Annotated in this window: 18 protein-coding genes; 8 read left to right on the top strand and 10 right to left on the bottom strand. The window is 68.0% G+C overall.

Going from position 1 to position 20,056, the window contains the following annotated elements; genetic code table 11:
• Positions 1-210: 210 nt before the first annotated feature.
• The gene (locus U4Z64_RS21965) at positions 211-1,116 is read right to left on the bottom strand and encodes a hypothetical protein (protein ID WP_124485117.1); all 906 of its coding nucleotides are present in this window, start codon (positions 1,114-1,116) and stop codon (positions 211-213) included.
• 78 nt (positions 1,117-1,194) lie between these two features.
• Here U4Z64_RS21965 and U4Z64_RS21960 point away from each other — a divergent pair, with 78 nt between their 5' ends.
• On the top strand, positions 1,195-1,533 hold the full coding sequence (locus U4Z64_RS21960; protein WP_044844401.1) for a helix-turn-helix domain-containing protein: 339 nt from the start codon (positions 1,195-1,197) through the stop codon (positions 1,531-1,533).
• Between the two features lie 624 nt (positions 1,534-2,157).
• A complete protein-coding gene (locus U4Z64_RS21955; RefSeq protein WP_321821073.1) occupies positions 2,158-4,113 on the top strand; it encodes a Xaa-Pro dipeptidyl-peptidase in 1,956 nt (651 codons plus the stop codon).
• A gap of 151 nt (positions 4,114-4,264) precedes the next feature.
• On the opposite strand, the gene U4Z64_RS21950 is transcribed toward U4Z64_RS21955, so the two are convergent.
• Both U4Z64_RS21950 and U4Z64_RS21945 read right to left on the bottom strand, forming a co-directional pair.
• On the bottom strand, positions 4,265-4,405 hold the full coding sequence (locus tag U4Z64_RS21950) for a hypothetical protein (RefSeq protein WP_415750589.1): 141 nt from the start codon (positions 4,403-4,405) through the stop codon (positions 4,265-4,267).
• A gap of 169 nt (positions 4,406-4,574) precedes the next feature.
• Complete coding sequence (locus U4Z64_RS21945) at positions 4,575-5,504, bottom strand: 2-hydroxyacid dehydrogenase (RefSeq protein WP_124921321.1); 930 nt, start codon at positions 5,502-5,504, stop codon at positions 4,575-4,577.
• Between the two features lie 166 nt (positions 5,505-5,670).
• On the opposite strand from U4Z64_RS21945, the gene U4Z64_RS21940 reads away from it, so the two are divergent.
• The 5 genes from U4Z64_RS21940 to U4Z64_RS21920 all read left to right on the top strand — a co-directional run bounded on the left by U4Z64_RS21940 (position 5,671) and on the right by U4Z64_RS21920 (position 10,375).
• The gene (locus tag U4Z64_RS21940) at positions 5,671-6,594 is read left to right on the top strand and encodes an ABC transporter substrate-binding protein (RefSeq protein WP_044844405.1); all 924 of its coding nucleotides are present in this window, start codon (positions 5,671-5,673) and stop codon (positions 6,592-6,594) included.
• On the top strand, positions 6,591-7,769 hold the full coding sequence (locus U4Z64_RS21935) for an ABC transporter permease (RefSeq protein WP_321821072.1): 1,179 nt from the start codon (positions 6,591-6,593) through the stop codon (positions 7,767-7,769). The genes U4Z64_RS21940 and U4Z64_RS21935 overlap by 4 nt, the downstream gene beginning before the upstream one ends.
• Positions 7,766-8,704 carry an ABC transporter ATP-binding protein gene (locus tag U4Z64_RS21930; RefSeq protein WP_044844407.1) on the top strand — a complete coding sequence of 313 codons (939 nt, stop codon included), beginning with the start codon at positions 7,766-7,768 and terminating at the stop codon, positions 8,702-8,704. The genes U4Z64_RS21935 and U4Z64_RS21930 overlap by 4 nt, the downstream gene beginning before the upstream one ends.
• Positions 8,701-9,474 (top strand): ABC transporter permease, encoded by a 774-nt coding sequence (locus U4Z64_RS21925; RefSeq protein WP_321821071.1) that lies wholly within the window; start codon positions 8,701-8,703, stop codon positions 9,472-9,474. The genes U4Z64_RS21930 and U4Z64_RS21925 overlap by 4 nt, the downstream gene beginning before the upstream one ends.
• A gap of 232 nt (positions 9,475-9,706) precedes the next feature.
• On the top strand, positions 9,707-10,375 hold the full coding sequence (locus U4Z64_RS21920) for a lytic transglycosylase domain-containing protein (RefSeq protein ID WP_321821144.1): 669 nt from the start codon (positions 9,707-9,709) through the stop codon (positions 10,373-10,375).
• Positions 10,376-10,440: 65 nt separating this feature from the next.
• On the opposite strand, the gene U4Z64_RS21915 is transcribed toward U4Z64_RS21920, so the two are convergent.
• A complete protein-coding gene (locus tag U4Z64_RS21915; RefSeq protein ID WP_124521425.1) occupies positions 10,441-11,316 on the bottom strand; it encodes a LysR family transcriptional regulator in 876 nt (291 codons plus the stop codon).
• Positions 11,317-11,485: 169 nt separating this feature from the next.
• On the opposite strand from U4Z64_RS21915, the gene U4Z64_RS21910 reads away from it, so the two are divergent.
• Complete coding sequence (locus tag U4Z64_RS21910) at positions 11,486-12,598, top strand: alkene reductase (protein ID WP_321821070.1); 1,113 nt, start codon at positions 11,486-11,488, stop codon at positions 12,596-12,598.
• Between the two features lie 243 nt (positions 12,599-12,841).
• Here the strand turns inward: U4Z64_RS21910 and U4Z64_RS21905 are convergent, their stop codons facing one another.
• The 6 genes from U4Z64_RS21905 to U4Z64_RS21880 are packed head-to-tail and all read right to left on the bottom strand — an operon-like array spanning position 12,842 to position 19,877.
• Positions 12,842-13,282, bottom strand: a complete 441-nt coding sequence (locus U4Z64_RS21905) for a dihydroneopterin aldolase (RefSeq protein WP_321821069.1) — start codon at positions 13,280-13,282, stop codon at positions 12,842-12,844.
• On the bottom strand, positions 13,279-13,908 hold the full coding sequence (locus tag U4Z64_RS21900) for a sarcosine oxidase subunit gamma (RefSeq protein WP_044844412.1): 630 nt from the start codon (positions 13,906-13,908) through the stop codon (positions 13,279-13,281). The genes U4Z64_RS21905 and U4Z64_RS21900 overlap by 4 nt, the downstream gene beginning before the upstream one ends.
• Positions 13,898-16,909, bottom strand: coding sequence for a sarcosine oxidase subunit alpha family protein (locus U4Z64_RS21895; protein ID WP_044844413.1), 3,012 nt, complete (start codon positions 16,907-16,909; stop codon positions 13,898-13,900). Before U4Z64_RS21895 ends, U4Z64_RS21900 begins: the two co-directional genes overlap by 11 nt.
• Positions 16,906-17,205: a sarcosine oxidase subunit delta gene (locus U4Z64_RS21890; RefSeq protein WP_124485108.1), complete on the bottom strand. Its 300-nt coding sequence runs from the start codon at positions 17,203-17,205 to the stop codon at positions 16,906-16,908. Before U4Z64_RS21890 ends, U4Z64_RS21895 begins: the two co-directional genes overlap by 4 nt.
• 26 nt (positions 17,206-17,231) lie before the next feature.
• Positions 17,232-18,476 (bottom strand): sarcosine oxidase subunit beta family protein, encoded by a 1,245-nt coding sequence (locus U4Z64_RS21885; protein ID WP_034180813.1) that lies wholly within the window; start codon positions 18,474-18,476, stop codon positions 17,232-17,234.
• 15 nt (positions 18,477-18,491) lie between these two features.
• The gene (locus tag U4Z64_RS21880) at positions 18,492-19,877 is read right to left on the bottom strand and encodes an L-serine ammonia-lyase (protein WP_044844415.1); all 1,386 of its coding nucleotides are present in this window, start codon (positions 19,875-19,877) and stop codon (positions 18,492-18,494) included.
• Positions 19,878-20,056: the final 179 nt, after the last annotated feature.

Raw genomic sequence — 20,056 nt, 5'->3', positions numbered from 1 at the left:
ACGACGGCAAGCAGCCTGTCGATGCACGGCCACCGCGCGGCACGCTTCGTGGCGATTGTCGCTCCGCACCCGCCGCTCCGCTACGGCGAGATTGCAACAAATTCTTGCGCGCGCCGAGATGGCGGCCATACGCGTGCGCGTCGTTGCACGCGCATTCAGCTGCCCTGCCTGGCGTCACGCGTCACGCGCCGCGCGCCGGCGGCGCGAACGTCATGCGCGCCCGATGCGCGGATGCGCGAGACCGCCGAACGCGGCCGCTTCGCCGGGCGACAGATCGAACAGATCGCCGGTGAGCTCGCCCGGATGCTCGGCCGCGGGCCGGCTGCGCAGCCGCGCGACATGCGTGGGCGCGACGTAGGCAGCCGCCGTTTCGATCGGCGGCACGTCGAACAGGTCGCGCGTGACGCCGCGCACGGCATCCGTCGGCGAACGGCCGCGCAAGCGCGCGACCAGTTCGACGAAGCGGTCGAAATCGCCGGCGCGCGTCGCCTTGTTCACTTCGGCGAGATCGCGCGCCTTCAGCACGCACGGCTGTGCGAGCCGCACGAAATACGGTGCCTCGAGTTCGACCGACAGCGCGAGCGGATAGCTCTTGCCGGTTTGTTCCTTCGCGCGCCCGATGCAGTCGACCACGGCCGCGCCCTGCGCGACGCCGAGCGGCTTGCCCGTGCTCACGCTGCGCAGGTGATCGGGGCACACGCGCAGTTGCGTGCCAACCGTCAGCGCGGTGGACGATGCGCAGACGAGCGCGTAGTGCTGTTCGCGACGCCGGCCCGACGGCAGCGTCGCGCGGCTTGCAATGAACGTGTGCGGCGGCAGCGGCCGCACCTGGCCGCTGGCGTCGACCCAGGCATTCCACAGCAGCGCGTCCTCGCGCTTGCGCTCGCCGGGCCGCGGACGCGACGCAACCGGCGAGAACAGCGCGAGCAGCGAGCCCGTGCGATGCGCGGCGACTTGCGCGCTGCTGCCGAGCGGCTGGTTGATGCCCCACAGAAAACGCCCGCCTCCGAGCCGCCGCTCCCATTCCTTGCGGAGCACGACGGTCGGCAGTTCCTCGCCGGACTCGGTACCGATCTTCGTCCAGCAGAACGTGGGAGGGAGGTGTTTCAGTGTCATCAACTTTCTCGGGATACAGCCTCGCTGGTGACAGCAAGCCCATTCAACAACCGTAACTGTATAGGTATAATGCATCGCATGGAAGCCCCGGATCACGATTTTCCTGTACAAGACCTGTTACGCCGTCTGATGGCGGACACGCGCTCGTCCAGCGAAATCGCGCGACTTTCCGGGGTCAGCCAGCCGACCGTGTCGCGCCTGCGGCTGTCGAACGGGCATCGGCTGCGGCGCAGCGCGCCATTCAACAAGCTATGCAGTTTCTACGGCGTCGATACCGGCCCGGCGCGCCGCCGCTACAACGACCTGCTGCGCGATGCGATCGTCGACGCGTGGGACGGCTCCGACGAGCACGGGCGCGCGCTGCTGGTCGTGATTCAAGGGTTGAAGGATCTGCAGGCGAAGGCCGACGACGGGTGACGGCGCGCGCAGGCGTTCATCAATGGAAGGAAGACCGGGAGCATCCGGCGAGCGGGCGGTGACGAATACGATTCGCCACCGCCCGTTTTTGCATGGGGCGACAGGACGCGAAGCAACGGCAAGCGCGTCGCCGGACATGCGCGATGTCATCGCCCTACGCGTTCCGCATCGGCATGCGCTTCGAAACTTTTTTACCTACGGTTAAAAAAGTTTGACACGCCGTTTTCGCTGAGATAACTTTTGCGCAAGCTTCCGGAAAGCAAACGCGAACCGGCAAGCCATCACGATGCGCGGCGCGGCCGAAACCGCCGATCCGTTTCATTCCATCGCCGCACGCGCGTCGCGTCGTGTTTTTTCGCAGCGCAGCACCGCAGCTCGCAACATCCCCGTCTCATCGAATGATGTCGTTCCGTTTCATCTGGAAGGACACGCGCGGCATGCGCGCATTTGATTCGCAGTCCTTGATGAATGGCAATGCGATGCCGCCGCTTTCCGTCCGGGATCGCGCCCGGCGTTGTCCCGATGGTGCAGTTTCCTCTTCGTCGCATGCAGTAATCGGCCCGGCCCGCAGGGGGCGTATCGCGGAACGGTCGTATCCACACAATCAAAAAAACGAGGTCGGCAATGCAATTTCATATCAGAGGATCGCGCAGCCCATGGCTACCCGCGCTCGTCGCGGCCGCGACGCTCGCCGCGTGCGGCGGTGACGACGGCGGCAGCGTGGCAGGCGTCTCCGCGCTCGCGCAAAATCAACAGGACGAGGCCGCTGCATCGGTGGCGTCCGGCGCTCAATCGCTCGCGGCGCGCGTGTCGCCGTCCGGCGTCCCGTACGCGAACCCGGCGAGCGGCGGACGCTACAAACCGGTGATCAGCAACGGCCAGGTCCAGCCGTCGCTGTCGGGCGGCACGATCGAGGAAAACGCGTGGATCGACACGCCGGTCGACTCCGACGGCGACGGTACGCGCGATCGCATTCACGTGCGCATCGTGCGCCCGTCCGAAACCGCCAACGGCGCGCGCACGCCGGTCATCGTGCTCGCGAGCCCGTACTACGCGGGGCTTGCCGACAGCCCGAACCACGACGTCGACGTCGAACTCGACGGCTCGCCGCATCCCGTTGCGACGGCCGCCGCCCCCGGCGGCGCGTCCGCGCGGATCATGGCCGCCGCGCCGCAAGTGCGCATGCTGCAGCAGCTCGAAGCGGCCGCCGCCGGCCGTTCATGGATCGAAGGCTACTTCGTGCCGCGCGGCTTCACGATCGTCTATGCGGACTCGCTCGGCACCGCCGGCTCCGACGGCTGCCCGACGATCCTCACGCGCGACGAATCCGTCGCGATGGCGTCGGTGATCCGCTGGCTCGGCCGCGATGCGACCGCGAAGGATGCGAGCGGCAAGGCAGTCGTCGCGAGCTGGTCGACGGGCCACGTCGGCATGTACGGCGTGTCGTACGACGGCACGCTGCCGAAGATGGTCGCGAGCCTGCGCACGCGCGGGCTCGATGCGATCGTGCCGATCGCCGGATTGTCCAACATGTACGGCTACTATCGCTCGGGCGGCCTCGTGCGCGCGCCGGAGGGCTATCAGGGCGAGGACGTCGACGTCTACATCAAGGCGCTGCTGACGAATGCGCATCCGGAGCGCTGCACGCACCTGATCGACGAAGCGCTGCAGCAGGAAGACCGCAAGACGGGCGACTATTCGCCGTTCTGGGCCGCGCGCGACATCCCGACCGAGCGCGCCGTCGCGCCGGCACTCGTCGCGCAAGGGTTGACCGACGACAACGTGCGCGTCGACCAGTCGACATCGTGGTATCTCGCGATGCGGCGTCAGGGCGTGCCGACGCAGCTGTGGCTGCATCGCCTGAAACACACCGACCCGACCCGCGTGCCGGCGATGGCCGATGCGTGGACCGCCGAGGTGAACCGCTGGTTCACGCGTTACCTGATCGGCGTCGACAACGGCGTCGAACGCGATCCGCGCGCGGTGGTCGCGCAGGCCGACGGCACGCTGCTGAAGGAAACCGACTGGGCCGCGCGGCGCGCCACGCCGGTCGCGTATTTCGCGGGCGGCGACGGCACGGGCACCGGCACGCTGTCGCGGCTGCCGAGCGGCGGCCCGCTCGCGCGCTTCACCGACGATGCGTCGATTCCCGCGCTCACGCTGGCGAACGCGCCGACCGGCGAGCATCGCAGCCGCTTCGAGACGACTCCGTTCACGACCGCGACGCGCCTGTCCGGCTCCGCGACCGCCCGCGTGCGGCTGACCTTCACCGGCGTCGCGAACGTGACGGCGCTGCTGGTCGACCGCGCGCCGGACGGCACGGCGACGATCGTCTCGCGGGCATGGACCGATCCGCGCAACCGCGTGTCGGACTGGATCTCGGCGCCGGTGCTGCCGGGCATGCCGTATGACCTGAAACTGACGTTCATGCCGCGCGACTACACGCTCGAAGCGGGTCACAAGCTCGGCCTCGTCGTGCTGTCGAGCGACAACGAGGCGACGCTGCGGCCGGCACCGGGCACGGGGCTCGCGCTCGACCCGGCAGGGACGTCGGTGACGGTGCCGCTGGTGTCGTCCTGATCCGGCGCGCGCAAAACGGGCGCGGCGGTCCGAAGCATGCGCGTGCGATCGTGAACGATCGCACGCGCCCGAATCCAGACGAAACGTACCCTGGGCGCCACGCGGCGATGCTGCACCGTTGCGTGGCGCCGTTCTTCATCGGCAACGCGGCTTAGCCCGCCACAAGACGCCTGGGCACGACATCCGGCCACAGGTTCGCGCGCTCGACGAGTTGATCGTCGCCGGTATGTTCGCGGGGTTGGCGGCCGATCCCGCCGCGCCTCGGCACGAAGGGTACGGCAGCGATAGTCATCGATCGTCTCCATGAACGGCACACGTCCGGCAGCAGCCGGACGGCATGGAATGCGATGTCATTGCAGCGGAATCGATGTTCCGGCGCCGAATGGCCGGCCTTGATGCGAATTTTTCCGATTTTCGCGTGCGGGTTGCGGATACATGCCCGCGCACCGCACGGACCACACTCACAGCGGCGTCAGCACCGGTTCCCCGGCGAAATGTCGCGCCGCATTGTCGAGAAACTGCTGGACCGAGCGATCGAGCGCCTCCGGCGACCAGCCGCCCATGTGCGGCGTCAGCACGATATTGTCGAGCGCCGTCAGCGCGCGCGGCGGCTCCGGCTCGCCTTCGTAGACGTCGAGCCCCGCGCCCGCGATGCGCCGTTCGCGCAGCGCATCCGCCAAAGCAGCGGTATCGACAACACTGCCGCGCGACACGTTGACGAGAAACCCGCCGGGGCCGAGCGCATCGAGCACCGCGCGGTCGATGAGGTGACGCGTGCCCGCGCCGCCCGGCGTCGCGACGATCAGGAAATCGGCCCATTGCGCGAGCGCCTCGACGCGCTCGAAATAGCGATACGGAACATCCTTCCCGGAACGGTTGTGATAACCGATCTCGATGTCGAAGCCGGCCGCGCGCCGCGCGCACTTCTCGCCGATCTTGCCGAGCCCGACGATACCGAGCTTCTTGCCCGACACGTTCGGCGGCATCGGCAGCGCGTCGCGCCATACGCCCGCGCGGGTCTTCGCATCGAGTTGCACGACGTTGCGCACCGCCGCCAGCAGCAGCGCGAACGCATGATCGGCAACGCAATCGTCGTTGGTGCCCGCGCCCGTCACCACGGTGATGCCGCGCGCCTTCGCATGCGCGACGTCGATGTGCTCGTAGCCGGCGCCGAGCGCGCTGACGAACGTGAGCTGCGGCAGACGATCGATTTCAGCGGCTGTCAGGCCCGTGCTGCCGTTGGTCAACACCGCGCGAATCGTGCGGCCGTGTTCGGCGATCGCGCGCTCGCGTTCCTCGGCGGTCGGTGCATGGTGGACGTCGTACGACGCGGCGATCTGGCGGTGCGCGTCGTCGCGCAGCGCGATAAGGACCAGTAGCTCGGGTTTCATGTCAGCAAGTGTCCGCAGGCGGGAATGCGCTCCAGTGTAACAACGGCGTGCGACGCATGCGGGTTACCCCCACGCGTGCTGTGGACGTGCCGCCGCACGCGGTTTGCCAAAGCCGACTCAGTCAAGTAACTTTCGGCGTACGTCCCCGTTCTGGAGAAAGGCCCCGATGAAGCTCGCCCTGCCCGCCCGCATCCTGGGCCTCGCGTTCGCCGCCGCAGTCGTCGCACCCGGCGCGCACGCCGACACGCCCGTCGTGGTGTCATCGAAAATCGACACCGAAGGCAACCTGCTCGGCAACGTCATCGCACAGGTGCTGAAGGCCCACGGCATCCCCGTCACCGAAAAGATCGCGCTCGGCACGACCCCGATCGTGCGCAAGGCGCTCACGAGCGGCGAGATCGACATCTACCCCGAATACACGGGCAACGCGGCGTTCTTCTTCAACAAGGCCGACGATCCCCTGTGGAAGAACGCGAGCCAGGGCTACGACACCGCGAAGAAGCTCGACTACGCGGCGAACCATCTCGTCTGGCTGACGCCGGCGCCCGCGAACAACACGTGGGGCGTCGCCGTGCTCGCGCCGGTCGCGCAAGCGCAGCACCTGAAGACCTTCTCCGACTTCGGCAAGTGGATCGCGGGCGGCGGCAAGCTGAAGCTCGCGGCATCGGCCGAGTTCGTGAACAGCGCATCCGCGCTGCCGTCGTTCGAAAAGGCATACGGCTTCAAGCTGAAACCCGATCAGCTCGTCGTGCTGTCGGGCGGCGACACGGCCGCGACGATCAAGGCCGCCGCGAACCAGACCGACGGCGTAAACGCGGCGATGGTGTACGGCACCGACGGCGGCATCTCGTCGAGCGGCCTCGTCGTGCTCGACGACGACAAGCACGTGCAGCCCGTCTATGCGCCGACGCCGGTGATTCGCGAAGCCGTGCTGAACGCGCATCCGCAAATCGCCGACTTCCTGAAACCCGTGTTCGCGAGCCTCGACCTGAAGACGCTGCAGACGCTGAACGCGCGCATCCAGATCAACGGCGAACCGGCGGCCGGCGTGGCCAAAAGCTACCTGAAGTCGAAAGGCTTCGTTAAGTGACGGGTCGCGCGGTGGCGTCCGCGCGGCGCATCACGCTCGACAAGGTCGGTATCCTGATCGGTGTCCTGACGATCGTGGCGGTGTTCGGCATGCCGTTCATGGTGCTGCGGCCGAACCGCATCGCGGCCGGCACGGGGCTGTCGGCATTCGCCGCGCTGCCCGCCGTGCAGGGTGCCGCGCTCGCCGCGCTGTGGCTCGTCGGCGCGTTATGGGCGATGACGGCGAGCCGTCCCGCCTGGCGGCTCGCGGCTGGCTGCACGTGGCTCGCGACGCTGGCCTACGCGGTCGGTGCGGCCGCGACGCACGCCGTCGCCCCCGACGACGCGCTCGCACGCGTATCTCCCGCGGCGGGCGTGTGGCTGCTGCTGTTCGCGTGGGCCGTGCTCGTCGCCGACGCACTCGCGCGGCTCGCCTTCGGCCCGTGGCGGCGCCTCGTCGCGCTCGCCGTCGCCATGGCAGCGATATCGCTGCCGCTCGCGAGCGGCTGGTGGGACGGCCTGTCGGTGATGCGCGAATACGCGGTGCGCAGCGACGACTTCTGGCGCGAGGCGATCCGGCACGTCGCGCTCGCGGGCGGCTCGGTCGCGGCCGCGCTCGTCGCGGGCCTGCCGCTCGGCATCGCGTGCGCGCGGGTCGCGCCGGTACGCACCGTCGTGATGCCGGTGCTCAATATCGTGCAGACGATCCCGAGCATCGCGATGTACGGGCTGATGATGGCGCCGCTCGGCCTGCTCGCCGCGCACGTGCCGCTCGCGGCCGCGCTCGGCATCCGCGGGATCGGCGTCGCGCCGGCCGTGCTCGCGCTGTTTCTCTACTCGCTGCTGCCGATCGCGTCGAGCGTCGTGGTCGGGCTCGAGCAGGTGCCGCCGCACGTGACCGAAGCAGCACGCGCGATGGGCATGACGCGCGCGCAGCGGCTGCTGCGCGTCGATCTCGTGCTCGCGTTGCCGGTGATCCTGAGCGGCGTGCGCATCGTGCTGGTGCAGAACATCGGCCTGACCGCGGTCGCCGCGCTGATCGGCGGCGGCGGGTTCGGCATCTTCATCTTCCAGGGAATCGGGCAATCGGCCGCCGATCTCGTGCTGCTCGGCGCGATCCCGACGATCGCGCTCGCGCTGGCGGCCGCCGTCGTGTTCGAAGCCGCGACCACGCTCGCGAAGGGACGTACCGCATGATCGAGATCGAACGCATCGGCAAACGCTTCGGCGACGTCGTCGCCGTCGACGACGTATCGATGACGATGAAGCAAGGCACGATCACCGCGCTCGTCGGCGCATCGGGCAGCGGCAAGTCGACGCTGCTGCGGATGATCAACCGGCTGATCGCGCCGACCGGCGGCACGATCCGCATCGACGGCGTCGACACCGCGAGCGTGCCGCCCGAGCAGCTGCGGCGGCGCATCGGCTACGTGATCCAGGGGCACGGCCTGTTCCCGCACTGGAGCGTCGCGCGCAATATCGCGACCGTGCCGCGCCTGCTCGGCTGGCCGGCCGAGCGCATCGACGCGCGCGTGCGCGAACTGCTCGACCTGTTTCATCTCGCGCCGTCCGAATTCGCGGACAAGCTGCCGCACGAACTGTCGGGCGGCCAGCAGCAGCGCGTCGGCGTCGCGCGCGCGCTCGCGGCCGAGCCCGCGATGCTGCTGATGGACGAGCCGTTCGGCGCCCTCGATCCGATCATCCGCAACAAGGCGCAGGACGATCTGTACGCATTGCAGCGCCGCCTCGGCATCACGGTCGTGATCGTCACGCACGATATCGAGGAAGCGCTGAAGCTCGGCGACACGATCGCAGTGATGGACGGCGGACGGCTGCTGCAGGTCGCGTCGCCGGCCGAGATTCTCGGCAAGCCGGCGGCGGGTGTCGTCGAGCAGCTCGTCGCCGGCGTCGACCGGCCGCTGCGCCTGCTCGCGCTGACGCCGATCGACGCGGTGGCCGAGCCCGGTCACGCCGACGGCGAACCGATCGCCGCGACGCGCACGCTGCGCGACGCGGTGTCCGAACTGCTGTGGCGCGGAGCGGACGCATTGCCGGTCGAAGGCGGTAACGGGCCCGACGTGCGCCGCATCACGCTCGACGCGATCCGCGCGCACGCGAGGAAGCCCGCATGACGACGCGGCCCGCGCGTTCGCACTCGTCCCGGCCGCGGCGGCTGCCCGCGCATGTCGCGCGCGCGGCCGCGCTCGCGCTGCTGCTCGTGCTGCTGTTGCGCCCCGCGTGGCTGCAGGGCGTGTTCGCGCCGTTCGCGGACAACGGCGCGCCGGTCATCTACGATCGCGCGAGCCTGCTCGATCTCACGCTCGCGCATCTCGGCACCGTCGCGCTGTCGAGCCTGCTCGGCACGCTGATCGCGGTCGCGGCCGGGATCGCGGTCACGCGGCCGGCCGGCGCGGATTTCCTGCCGGTCGCGCGCAGCGTCGTCGACATCGGCCAGACCTTTCCGCCCGTCGCGGTGCTCGCGCTCGCGGTACCGGCCGTCGGCTTCGGGTTGAAACCCGTGCTGATCGCGCTCGTGCTGTACGGGCTCCTGCCGGTTTTCGAGAGCACGATCGCGGGGCTCGAGGACGTGCCGCGCGACGTCGTCGACGCCGCGCGCGGGATGGGGATGAGCGGCTGGCAGCAGCTGGTGTCGGTCGAGCTGCCGCTCGCGTTTCCGGTGATCGTAAACGGCATCCGGCTCGCGGTCGTGATCAATCTCGGCACCGCGACGATCGGCTCGACGGTTGCCGCGCGCGGGCTCGGCGACGTGATCATCGCGGGCCTGCAGACGTCGAACACCGCGTTCGTGCTGCAGGGCGGCGTGATCGTCGGGCTGCTCGCGGTGCTGGTCAGCGATGCGATCGGGGCGGTCGCGCGGGCGGCGGGCGCGCGGCGGGCGTAGCACGCGGCAGGCGGATTGCGCACCCGCAGTCGTTGCGTCGCGGGCGAAAAAGGGGGCGCGGAAAAAACGGACGCGCTTCATCCGGACTCCGATGCGTGTTCGTGCAACGATCCTGTCTGCGCGCCGCGCGCATCGATACAAACCTACATCGTGCTTTCATTCGAGCCTGCGCTCGAACGCGCACGACGATTGGCCGATATACTATGCGCCTCTCATTTCCCCGCACTCCACCATGCGACGACGGTTTCTCTGGCTGATCGTGCTTTCGCTCGGCATTGCGCAACAGGCCTCCGCGCAGCAAGCGCCAACGCTGCCTGCCTCCGCGCCCGAAGCGGCCGCATCCGCGCCGGCCGAGGCCTCCGCCCCGCTTGTGAACGATCAGCCGAACGAAGCAAACCGCCGCATCACCTCCTACCTGACGAAGAAATTCGGCGTCGCAAAAGAGCGCGCCGCGAAGCTCGCCGACATCGTGAGCGTCACTGCGACGAAATATTCACTGCCTCCGGCACTCGTTTACGCGATTATCTCGATCGAATCGCGCTTTCAGGAAAAAGCGCGAGGCCAGCATGGCGCGACCGGGCTGATGCAGGTCGTGCCGGCCGCACACCGCGGCATGCTGCGCGACGTGAAGGACCTCACCGAGCCGAATGCGAACGTCGAAGCGGGCTCCAAAATCCTGTCGGGCTATGTGCGGGCGGCCGGCGGCAACGTGCAAGCCGGGCTGAGGAGTTATGGCGGCTCCAACGCGTATGCGGCGAAGGTGATGCAGCGGGTCGACACGTTCCGCTTCGTGCTCGATCCCGACGACGGTACGAATACCGCGAGCGACGGGAAGGCACGCATGGTGCCGGTCAGCGATCCGTCCGCCGCGGCGCCGGCAGCGAAGCGTAACGGGAAGTAAGCGCACGGCACACCGTACGAGCGTCTCCTGAAGCAGCTCGACACACCGCAGCACACGCTCCCGCATCACTCCCGCGCGAAATGCGCGCGCAAGAATTCGATGAAAACCTGCGTCTTCGCGGGCAGCAATCGCGTTTCCGTCATCGCGTAGACGGGCACCGGCGTGCCCTCCCAGTCGGGCAGCACGCGGCGCAGCCGGCCGGCCGCCACATCATCGGCCACCACTTCCTCCGGCAACTGGATGATTCCCGCGCCGTGCACGGCCAGCTGCCGGTTCATGCCGACGCTGTTCACGACAAACCGACTGCCCACCGGCACCTCGACCGTGCGCTCGCCGCAGAGCAGCGTCCATGCGGCAACGCGTTGCACGCTCATGCACTGGTGCCGCGTCAGGTCGGCCGGTTCGAGCGGCTCGCCCGCGCGGTCGAGATAACGCGGCGACGCATACAGGCAGTTGCGGAACGTCGCGAGCCGCCGTGCGACGAGTTGCGAGTCCGCGGATTCGCCGATGCGGATCGCGACGTCGAACGGCTCGCTGACGAGATCGACGCGCCGCGACGTCAGTTCAAAATCGAACGTCAGCTTCGGATACCGTGCCGCGAATTCGACGATCAGCGGCGTCAGGTAGATCACCGCGAAATCGACCGGAAACGACGCGCGCAGCACGCCCGACGGTTCGGCCAGCAGCTCGCCGAGCTGCTCGTGCGCGAGCCGCGCCTCGTCGACGATCCGCTTGCAGCGCGCGAAATACAGCTGTCCGGCCTCCGTGAGTTCGATCCGGCGCGTCGTGCGATGCAGCAAGCGCAGGCCGATGGCCTTTTCCAGCGCGGCGATCCGCCGCGACAGCGTCGAGTTCGGCATGCCCAGCGTGTCGGCGGCGCTGCGGAAGCCGCGCGCCTTCACGACCTCCACGAACAGCGCCATGTCGTTCAGCAGTTCCATGCGGAATGCTCCACCAATGGATCAATGTTCTCCACGATACCCGGTTTATCTCGAAAAGGAAGCAATGGATGATGCAGACGTGGGCGCGAGGCCGGCGCAACGTGCGCGGTGAGCGCCCGATGCGGCATCGCCCCGATGACGCATTCCGAACTTCGATGAGGAAAACGAGATGAAACCCCTGTTCGTTTCGGCACGTGCCGATGAAGAAGATACGCCGCAACTGTTCGCCCCGGTCCGCGTCGGCCGGTACACGCTCGACAACCGACTCGTGATGGCGCCGATGACGCGCAGCCGCGCCGCATTCGACGGCACGCCCGGCATATTGGCCGCCGAGTATTACGCGCAGCGCGCCGGCCTCGGGCTGATCGTTACCGAGGGCACGCAGCCGTCGGACGACGGCCAGGGCTACCTGACGACGCCGGGCATTTATACCGACGCACACGTCGCCGGCTGGAAGACGATCAGCGACGACGTGCACGCACGCGGCGGCCGGCTGTTCATCCAGTTGATGCACGTGGGCCGCATGTCGCACCCCGACAACACGCCGCATCACCGGCCGGGCGTCGCGCCGTCGGCGATTGCACCGGGCGTGCCGATGTTCACCGCGACGGGCATGCAGGAGATTCCGGTGCCGCGCGCGCTGACGACTGCCGAGGTGCGCGACACCGTGAACGACTTCCGCTTCGCCGCGCGGCGCGCGATCGAAGCCGGCGCCGACGGCGTCGAGATCCACGGTGCGAACGGGTATCTGGTCCAGCAGTTCTTCGCGCCGAACGCCAATACGCGGACCGACGCATACGGCGGATCGATCGAGCATCGCGCCCGGTTCGCGATCGAAGTCGCCGCGGCGATCGCCGACGAGATCGGCGCGGACCGCACCGCGATCCGCCTGTCGCCCGGCACCACGCTGTGGGGCATCGACGAAGGTCCGGACAGCGCCGACCTGTACCGCTACCTCGCGACGCAGCTCGACGCGCTCGGCCTCGCGTATCTGCACGTGATGCACCAGGGTGACGAGTCGCTGCTCGCGGATCTGCGCGCGCGCTGGCGCGGCACGCTGATTCTCAATCGCCCGGGCCGCGCGCGCGATTCGATCGGCGCCGACGTAGCAGCGGGTCTCGCCGATCTCGAAGCGTACGGGCAGATGGTGCTCGCGAATCCGGATTTCGTGACGCGCGTGAAGACGGGCGCGCCATTGAACGACGCGCAGCGCGCCACGTTCTTCGGCGGCGATGCGCGCGGGTATGTCGACTATCCGGCGTTGAGCGGCGCGGCGGCGTGACGGAGTCGCGTGAGGCCGTCGCCGCGACATGCCGGAACGGTGTCGCGGCGATGGCCGGGGAGCCCCGTGCCATCAGCCGAACGGAACGACCGGATCGCGCATTGTTCCGACATTTCAGGAATAAAGACGGCGATGGCCCGCAACCGGCCATTGTTCTGCTATTTCAGGAATTAAAAACAAAACGGCGACGCCTCCGCGCCGCCGTCTCTTGCTGACCGGAACCCGCCGACCAGCCCGCCCCGCTCAAAGCTGCCCCGCCGCCCCCGTCCACCGCAGGTAATCCCCGCGCGTCCAGTCGAGCGACACGCCCACGCGCTTCGTCCCTGGCCGGATCTTCGGCTTGTACATCGACACCGTCAGCGACTCCAGCGCGGGCCATTCGCGGAACGACAGCACCGCGAGATCGGCGACGAGCGTTTCGAGCAGCCGCGTATGCGGCTTGTGCGACAGGAACGACGCGACGCGCGCGCAGTAGCCGTCGTAGTCGATCCACTCGCCCTGCTCGCTCGGCTCGCAGCGATACCCGAGCCGCGCATCGATCACGATCGGCTGCGGCGCCTCGTGCTCGTGCGCGTGGATGCCGATCCGCGCGGGCACCTTCAGTTCGTCGACGAACACGCTCCAGCCACGCCCGCGCAGGCGCGGCGCGTCGATCGCCACGAACGGTTCGTCGAACGGCTTCATGATGCGAGCGGCGCCGCGGCGTCGAGCATGATGCGCACGAAATAGTCGGCGAAGCTGCGGCGCAGGACGATCTCGAACGTATCGTCGCCGGTCGGGATCAGCGTGATCGGCGACTTGAAGTAGTGCGACTGCGCGCACTGGCCCGGCTTCAGCACACGCGGGTGCAGGTCGAGCGGGCAGCCGCGCGCGATCACGTCGCGCACGCGTTCGCCGCTGACCTCGACGACCGTGTAGCCGCTGCCGACGTCGACGGCCGCCGCATACGAACCCTGCACGGCCTCCGCGAGCTGCGCCTCGAGCACGCCCGCCTGCACGGGCCCGTTCGAGCGCACGAGCCACTCGTCCGGACCGAGCCACAGCACGTCGTACTCGGCGCCGCGCGCCACCGTGTTCGGCACCGCCGGCGGCCGGCAGCCGACCACGCGCTCGAACGCGCTGACGAATGCCGGGTCGCTCAGCTCGCCGCGCACGTTCACGAGATCGAGGAACGGCCGCTCGCGCAGCGTGAACTTCTTCGATGCGCGCGCCTGGTGCAGCTTCAGCACATCGGCCGCGCCGACGAACGGCGATTCAAGCGTCACGCCCGCGCCCGCCACCGGCGTCTGGTTTCTCGTTTCATTCCACATGCTGGCGCACCCCTTCGGTATCGTAGAAAACCGGGCTCGAGATCTTCGCGGTGATGCGCTTGCCGTTGGCCAGCGGAATCACGACGCTCTCGCCCATCTTGTTCAGGCCGCCCTTCACCACCGCCAGCGCAATCGAGCGCTTAAGGATCGGGCTGTAATAACTCGACGTCACGTGGCCGATCATCGGCGTCGGATCGACCGCCGACACCTGCGTGTCCTTCGCGATGATCTGCGCGCCTTCCGGCAGCACGAACTGTTCGTCCTCGGTCAGCAGGCCGACGAACTGCTTGCGGCCTTCCTTCGACGTATCGGAGCGCGACAGCGAACGCTTGCCGAGGAAGTCCTTCGACTTCGCGACGAGCCCGCCCATCCCGAGGTCGTACGGCGTGATCGAGCCGTCGGTGTCCTGGCCGACGATGATGTAGCCCTTCTCCGCGCGCAGCACGTGCATCGTTTCCGTGCCGTACGGCGTGATGTCGAACTCGGCACCGGCTGCCATCAGCGCTTCCCACACCGCGCGGCCCGCGTTGGCCGGCACGTTCACTTCATAGGCGAGCTCGCCCGAGAAGCTGATCCGCATCACGCGCGCCTTCGCGCCCGCGACGGTGCCGTTCCGGTAGCTCATGAACGGGAACGCGTCGTTGCCGAAGTCGATGTCCTGGCAGACCTTCTGCACGACCTTACGGCTCTTCGGGCCGACCACCGCGAACGTCGCCCAGTGATCGGTGACGGACGCGAGCCGCACCTTCATGTCGGGCCATTCGGTCTGCAGCCAGCGCTCGAGCCACGTGAGCACGCGCGCCGCGCCGCCGGTGGTCGTCGTCATCATGAAATGCTGGTCGGCGAGGCGCACCGTCACGCCGTCGTCGAACACCATCCCGTTTTCGTCGAGCATCAGCCCGTAGCGGCACTTGCCGATCTCGAGCTTGTTCCACGGGTTCGTGTACATCCAGTTCAGCAGCTTCACCGCGTCCGGACCCTGGATGTCGATCTTGCCGAGCGTCGACGCGTCGAGGATGCCGACGCCGTTGCGCACCGCGAGGCATTCGCGCTTCACGGCCGCATGCAGGTCCTCGCCCTTCTTCGGGAAGTACCACGGCCGCTTCCAGTTGCCGACGTCCTCGAACATCGCACCGTGCTCGACGTGCCATTCGTGCACGGCCGTCTTGCGGATCGGGTCGAGGAAGTCGCCCGTCTCGCGGCCCGCGAACGTACCGAACGACACGGGCGTGTAGTTCGGGCGGAACGTCGTCGTGCCCGTTTCCGGAATCGTCTTGCCGAGCGCCTGCGCGAGGATCGCCATCCCGTTGATGTTGCCGAGCTTGCCCTGGTCGGTGCCGAAGCCCATCGCGGTGTAGCGCTTCACGTGCTCGACCGACTCGAAGCCTTCACGCGCGGCCAGCAGGATGTCGGCGGCCGCCACGTCGTTCTGGAAGTCGACGAACTGCTTCGGCCCGCGTGCGGCGGCCTCGCGGCTGCCGACGAGCCACAACGGCTGCAGCGCACCTTCGACGGTTTCCGCGACCTGCGGTGCGACGGGGCGCTGCGCGGCCGTGAAGCCCGCGGCCTTCGCCGCTTCGGCGCCCGCGTCGACCGCGAGCCGCAGCGCACGGGCGAGACCGAACTCGCCCGCGGCTGCACCGACGCTCGCTTCGGCCTGCACGGGCTTGCCCGGCAGGAAGCACGCCTTCTCGTCGCTCCAGCACGCCTTGCCGCCCGACTGCGCGAACAGGTGCAGCACCGGGCTGAAGCCGCCCGACATCGCGACGAGGTCGCACGGCAGCGACTGCAGCTTGCCGCCGGTCTGGCCGTTCGAGTAGGACGCGACGTCGACCGACGATACGCGCCACTTGCCCGAAGCGGCCGTCACGACCGCACCGCTCATCACCGTCACGCCCTGCCGCTTCGCGGCCGCGGGCAGCGCGCCGTTCGACGACGCACGCGAATCGACGACGGTCACCTTCGCGCCGCATGCCTTCAGGTCGAGCGCGGTCTGGTACGCACGGTCGTTGTTCGTGAACACGACCACGTTGCGGCCCGGCAGCACGCCGTAGCGATGCACGTAGGTGGACACCGCGCCGGCGAGCATCACGCCCGGCAGGTCGTTGTTGCCGAACACGATCGGACGCTCGTGCGCGCCGGTCGCGAGGATCACGCGCTTCGCGCGGACCTTCCACAGCAGCTCGCGCGTGCCCTTGCGCATCGACACCGGCTGGTGATCGGTCAGGCGCTGCGTGACCGTCACGAGGTTGTGGTCCTGGTAGCCGAACGCCGTGCTGCGCGACAGGATCGTCACGTCGGGCAGCTTGCGCAGCTCGGCCTCGATCTTCTCGACCCACTGCAGCGCGGGCTTCGCGTCGATTTCCGCGCGGCACGACAGCAGGCTGCCGCCGAGTTCGCGCTGGTCGTCGACGAGGATCACGCGTGCGCCGGCGATCGCTGCCGCATGCGCGGCGGCGAGGCCCGACGGGCCACCGCCGACCACGAGCACGTCGCAGTGCGCGTAGCATTTGTCGTAGCGATCGGCGTCGAGCACTTCGGGCGCCTTGCCGAGGCCAGCGGCCTCACGGATCTTCTCTTCGTACTTCGGCCACATGTTGCGCGGCCACATGAAGGTCTTGTAGTAGAAGCCCGCCGGCATGAAGCGCGAGAACTTCTGGTTGATCGCGTACTTGTCGTTCTCGAGCGACGGCTCGGCGTTCACGCTCGTCGCGACGAGGCCCTGGTACAGCTCGATCTCGGTCGCGCGCGCGTTCGGCACCGTGTACGGGCCGGTTTCGAGCTGCACGACGGCATTCGGTTCCGCGACGTCCGCCGTCACGATCCCGCGCGGACGGTGGTACTTGAAGCTGCGCGCGACGAAGTGCACGCCGTTCGCGAGCAGCGCGGACGCGAGCGTGTCGCCCTGGAAGCCCTGGTACGTGCGGCCGTTGAACGTGAACGTCAGCGGAATCGCGCGATTGATGCGGCCACCGGTGCCGAGGCGGTCTTTCTGGCTCATTTGCTCGTGCCCTCTTCGTGTGCGTTGCCGGCAGCTGCGCCACCGAACTTTTCGTAGCCCTTGATATCGTAGGTGACCGTGTCGCGCGTCACCTTGAACCAGCGGCGGCAGCCCTGCGTGTGCAGCCATTGCTCCTTGTGCAGGCCGCGCTTGTTCTCGCGCATGAACACGTATTCGCCCCATTCGCGGTCGGTCATGGTCTCGTTCGCGACCGGGCGCACGATGTCGGCTTCACCGCCGCACGTGAACTCGGATTCGGCGCGCGGCCCGCACCACGGACATTCGATCAGCAACATGTTTCTTTCTCCAATGGTCGTCGGGTTTAGTGCGCAACGGCGGCAGCGCCGTGTTCGTCGATCAGGTGGCCCGTGTAGAAGCGGTCGAGCGCGAACGGGGCGTTCAGCGGATGCGGTTCGTCGCGGGCGATCGTGTGCGCGAACACCCAGCCGGAGCCCGGCGTCGCCTTGAAGCCGCCGGTACCCCAGCCGCAGTTGAAATAGAGGCCCTTCACGTCGGTCTTGGTGATGATCGGGCAGGCGTCCGGCGACACGTCGACGATGCCGCCCCACTGGCGGTTCATCCGCACGCGCGAGAACACCGGGAACATCTCGATGATCGCCTGCAGCGTGCTTTCGATGATGTGGAAGCTGCCGCGCTGGCCGAAACCCGTGTACTGGTCGATACCCGCGCCGATCACGAGGTCGCCCTTGTCGGACTGGCTGATGTACGCGTGCACCGCGTTCGACATGATCACCGAGTTCACCACCGGCTTGATCGGCTCGGACACGAGTGCCTGCAGCGGGTGGCTTTCGATCGGCAGGCGCACGCCGGCCATGTCGGCGAGCGTCGTCGTGTTGCCGGCTGCGACCACCGCGACCTTCTTCGCCTTGATGAAGCCCTTCACCGTATCGACGCCGACCACCGCGCCGCCTTCGCGGCGAATGCCCGTCACCTGGCAGTTCTGGATGATGTCGACGCCGGCGCGGTCGGCGCCGCGCGCGAAGCCCCAGGCCACCGCGTCGTGACGCGCGACGCCCGCACGGCGCTGGATCGAGGCGCCGAGCACCGGGTAGCGGCTGTTCAGGTTGATGGTCGGCTCGATTTCCTTGATCTGCGCGGGCGTCAGGAATTCGGCGTCGACGCCGTTCAGGCGGTTCGCGTTCACGCGACGCTCGGTGTCACGCACGTCCTGCAGCGTGTGCGCGAGGTTCATCACGCCGCGCTGGCTGAACATCACGTTGTAGTTGAGATCCTGCGACAGCCCTTCCCACAGCTTCATCGCCTTCTCGTACAGCGCGGCCGATTCGTCCCACAGGTAGTTCGAGCGCACGATCGTCGTGTTGCGCGCGGTGTTGCCGCCGCCGATCCAGCCCTTCTCGAGGATCGCGACGTTCGTGATGCCGTGCTCCTTCGCGAGGTAGTACGCGGTCGCGAGGCCGTGGCCGCCGCCGCCGACGATCACGACGTCGTATTCCTTCTTCGGTTCCGGGCTCTTCCACTGCTTTTCCCAGTTCTCGTGATACGAGAGGCCGTTGCGGAACAGGCTGAATATCGAGTAGCGGCTCATGTTAGTGATCCTTCGTTAGCATTCGATGACGTTCACGGCAAGACCGCCGCGCGACGTTTCCTTGTATTTCGTCTTCATGTCGGCCCCCGTCTCGCGCATCGTCTTGATCACCGAATCAAGCGAGACGTAGTGCTGGCCGTTACCCTTGAGCGCCATGCGCGACGCGTTCAGCGCCTTGATCGCGCCCATCGCGTTGCGTTCGATGCACGGAATCTGCACGAGCCCGCCGACCGGATCGCAGGTCATGCCGAGGTTGTGCTCCATGCCGATCTCGGCCGCGTTCTCGACCTGGTCGGGCGTGCCGCCCATCACCGCGGCCAGCGCGGCGGCGGCCATCGAGCACGCGACACCCACTTCGCCCTGGCAGCCGACTTCCGCGCCGGAGATCGACGCCGTTTCCTTGTAGATGATCCCGATCGCCGCGGCCGTCAGCAGGAATTCGACAATGCCGGCTTCGTTTGAGCCCGGCACGAATTTCACGTAGTAGTGCAGCACCGCGGGAATCACGCCGGCCGCGCCGTTGGTCGGCGCGGTGACGACCCGGCCGCCCGCCGCGTTCTCCTCGTTGACGGCCATCGCATACAGGTTGACCCAGTCGAGCATCGACAGCGGATCGCGCAGCGACTCCTCCGAACGCGCGCGCAGGCGGCCGTTCAGTTCGGCCGCGCGGCGCTTCACGCGCATCGGGCCCGGCAGCTCGCCCTCGACCTTGCAGCCGCGCTCGACGCATGCGGCCATCGTGCGCCAGATCGCGAGCAGCCCGGCGCGCACTTCGTCCTCGGGGCGCAGCGCGCATTCGTTGCGCAGCATCAGTTCGGCGATCGACAGCCCGTGTTCGCGGCACTGGCGCATCAGGTCGTCGCCGGTGCGGAACGGATACGGCACCTCGACCGCCGCGCGTACGCCGTTCACGCGATCGCCGTCGCGGTTCACGACGAAGCCGCCGCCGACCGAGTAATACTCTTTCTCGACGAGCAGCTGGCCGTGCTCGTCGAACGCCTGGAAGCGCATCCCGTTCGGATGCACGATGCTCGTGCCGCTCATCAGCTTGCGGTAGAAGCCGATGTTCTCCTTCTCGTCGAAGCGGATCGTCTGCTTGCCGAGCAGCGCCAGCGACTTCTCCGCGCGGATCGCCGCGAGCCGCGGCTCGATCAGGTCCGGATCGATCGTGTCCGGCAGGTGGCCCTCGAGGCCGAGCAGCACCGCCTTGTCGGTGCCGTGGCCCTTGCCCGTTGCACCGAGCGAGCCGTATAGTTCGACCCGCACGCGGCGCACGAAGCCGAGCAGGTTCGCGTCCTCGATGTGCGACGCGAAGCGGCACGCGGCGATCATCGGGCCGACCGTATGCGAACTGGACGGGCCGATGCCGATCTTGAACAGGTCGAACGCGCTGACGTTCATCTGGCTTCCTCTGGGTGGGCGTACGTGAAATGTCGTTGGCATCAGTACATCAAAGCGTAAAATTGGCCGATAGAACAAAAACGGCATCGGCGTGGGATACCGCCGCCAAGCCCCGCGCAGGACGGCCGGAAAGTGCGTTTTGACGATGATCGGCGACGCAAAACCACAAGTCGGCCGGC

It is taken from the genome of Burkholderia sp. BCC1996 (assembly GCF_905339955.1).
Taxonomy (GTDB): Bacteria; Pseudomonadota; Gammaproteobacteria; order Burkholderiales; family Burkholderiaceae; genus Burkholderia.
The sequence above is the reverse complement of the archived record's forward strand: the minus strand, read 5'-3'. Positions and strand labels throughout refer to the sequence as shown.

Coding starts and splice junctions, on each gene's coding strand:
- U4Z64_RS21930 (WP_044844407.1), top strand. CDS start 7,766: ATGATCGAGATCGAACGCATCGGCAAACGCTTCGGCGACGTCGTCGCC.
- U4Z64_RS21960 (WP_044844401.1), top strand. CDS start 1,195: ATGGAAGCCCCGGATCACGATTTTCCTGTACAAGACCTGTTACGCCGT.
- U4Z64_RS21910 (WP_321821070.1), top strand. CDS start 11,486: ATGAAACCCCTGTTCGTTTCGGCACGTGCCGATGAAGAAGATACGCCG.
- U4Z64_RS21955 (WP_321821073.1), top strand. CDS start 2,158: ATGCAATTTCATATCAGAGGATCGCGCAGCCCATGGCTACCCGCGCTC.
- U4Z64_RS21945 (WP_124921321.1), bottom strand. CDS start 5,504: ATGAAACCCGAGCTACTGGTCCTTATCGCGCTGCGCGACGACGCGCAC.
- U4Z64_RS21905 (WP_321821069.1), bottom strand. CDS start 13,282: ATGAAGCCGTTCGACGAACCGTTCGTGGCGATCGACGCGCCGCGCCTG.
- U4Z64_RS21900 (WP_044844412.1), bottom strand. CDS start 13,908: ATGTGGAATGAAACGAGAAACCAGACGCCGGTGGCGGGCGCGGGCGTG.
- U4Z64_RS21915 (WP_124521425.1), bottom strand. CDS start 11,316: ATGGAACTGCTGAACGACATGGCGCTGTTCGTGGAGGTCGTGAAGGCG.
- U4Z64_RS21925 (WP_321821071.1), top strand. CDS start 8,701: ATGACGACGCGGCCCGCGCGTTCGCACTCGTCCCGGCCGCGGCGGCTG.
- U4Z64_RS21965 (WP_124485117.1), bottom strand. CDS start 1,116: ATGACACTGAAACACCTCCCTCCCACGTTCTGCTGGACGAAGATCGGT.
- U4Z64_RS21920 (WP_321821144.1), top strand. CDS start 9,707: ATGCGACGACGGTTTCTCTGGCTGATCGTGCTTTCGCTCGGCATTGCG.
- U4Z64_RS21890 (WP_124485108.1), bottom strand. CDS start 17,205: ATGTTGCTGATCGAATGTCCGTGGTGCGGGCCGCGCGCCGAATCCGAG.
- U4Z64_RS21885 (WP_034180813.1), bottom strand. CDS start 18,476: ATGAGCCGCTACTCGATATTCAGCCTGTTCCGCAACGGCCTCTCGTAT.
- U4Z64_RS21895 (WP_044844413.1), bottom strand. CDS start 16,909: ATGAGCCAGAAAGACCGCCTCGGCACCGGTGGCCGCATCAATCGCGCG.
- U4Z64_RS21950 (WP_415750589.1), bottom strand. CDS start 4,405: ATGACTATCGCTGCCGTACCCTTCGTGCCGAGGCGCGGCGGGATCGGC.
- U4Z64_RS21880 (WP_044844415.1), bottom strand. CDS start 19,877: ATGAACGTCAGCGCGTTCGACCTGTTCAAGATCGGCATCGGCCCGTCC.
- U4Z64_RS21940 (WP_044844405.1), top strand. CDS start 5,671: ATGAAGCTCGCCCTGCCCGCCCGCATCCTGGGCCTCGCGTTCGCCGCC.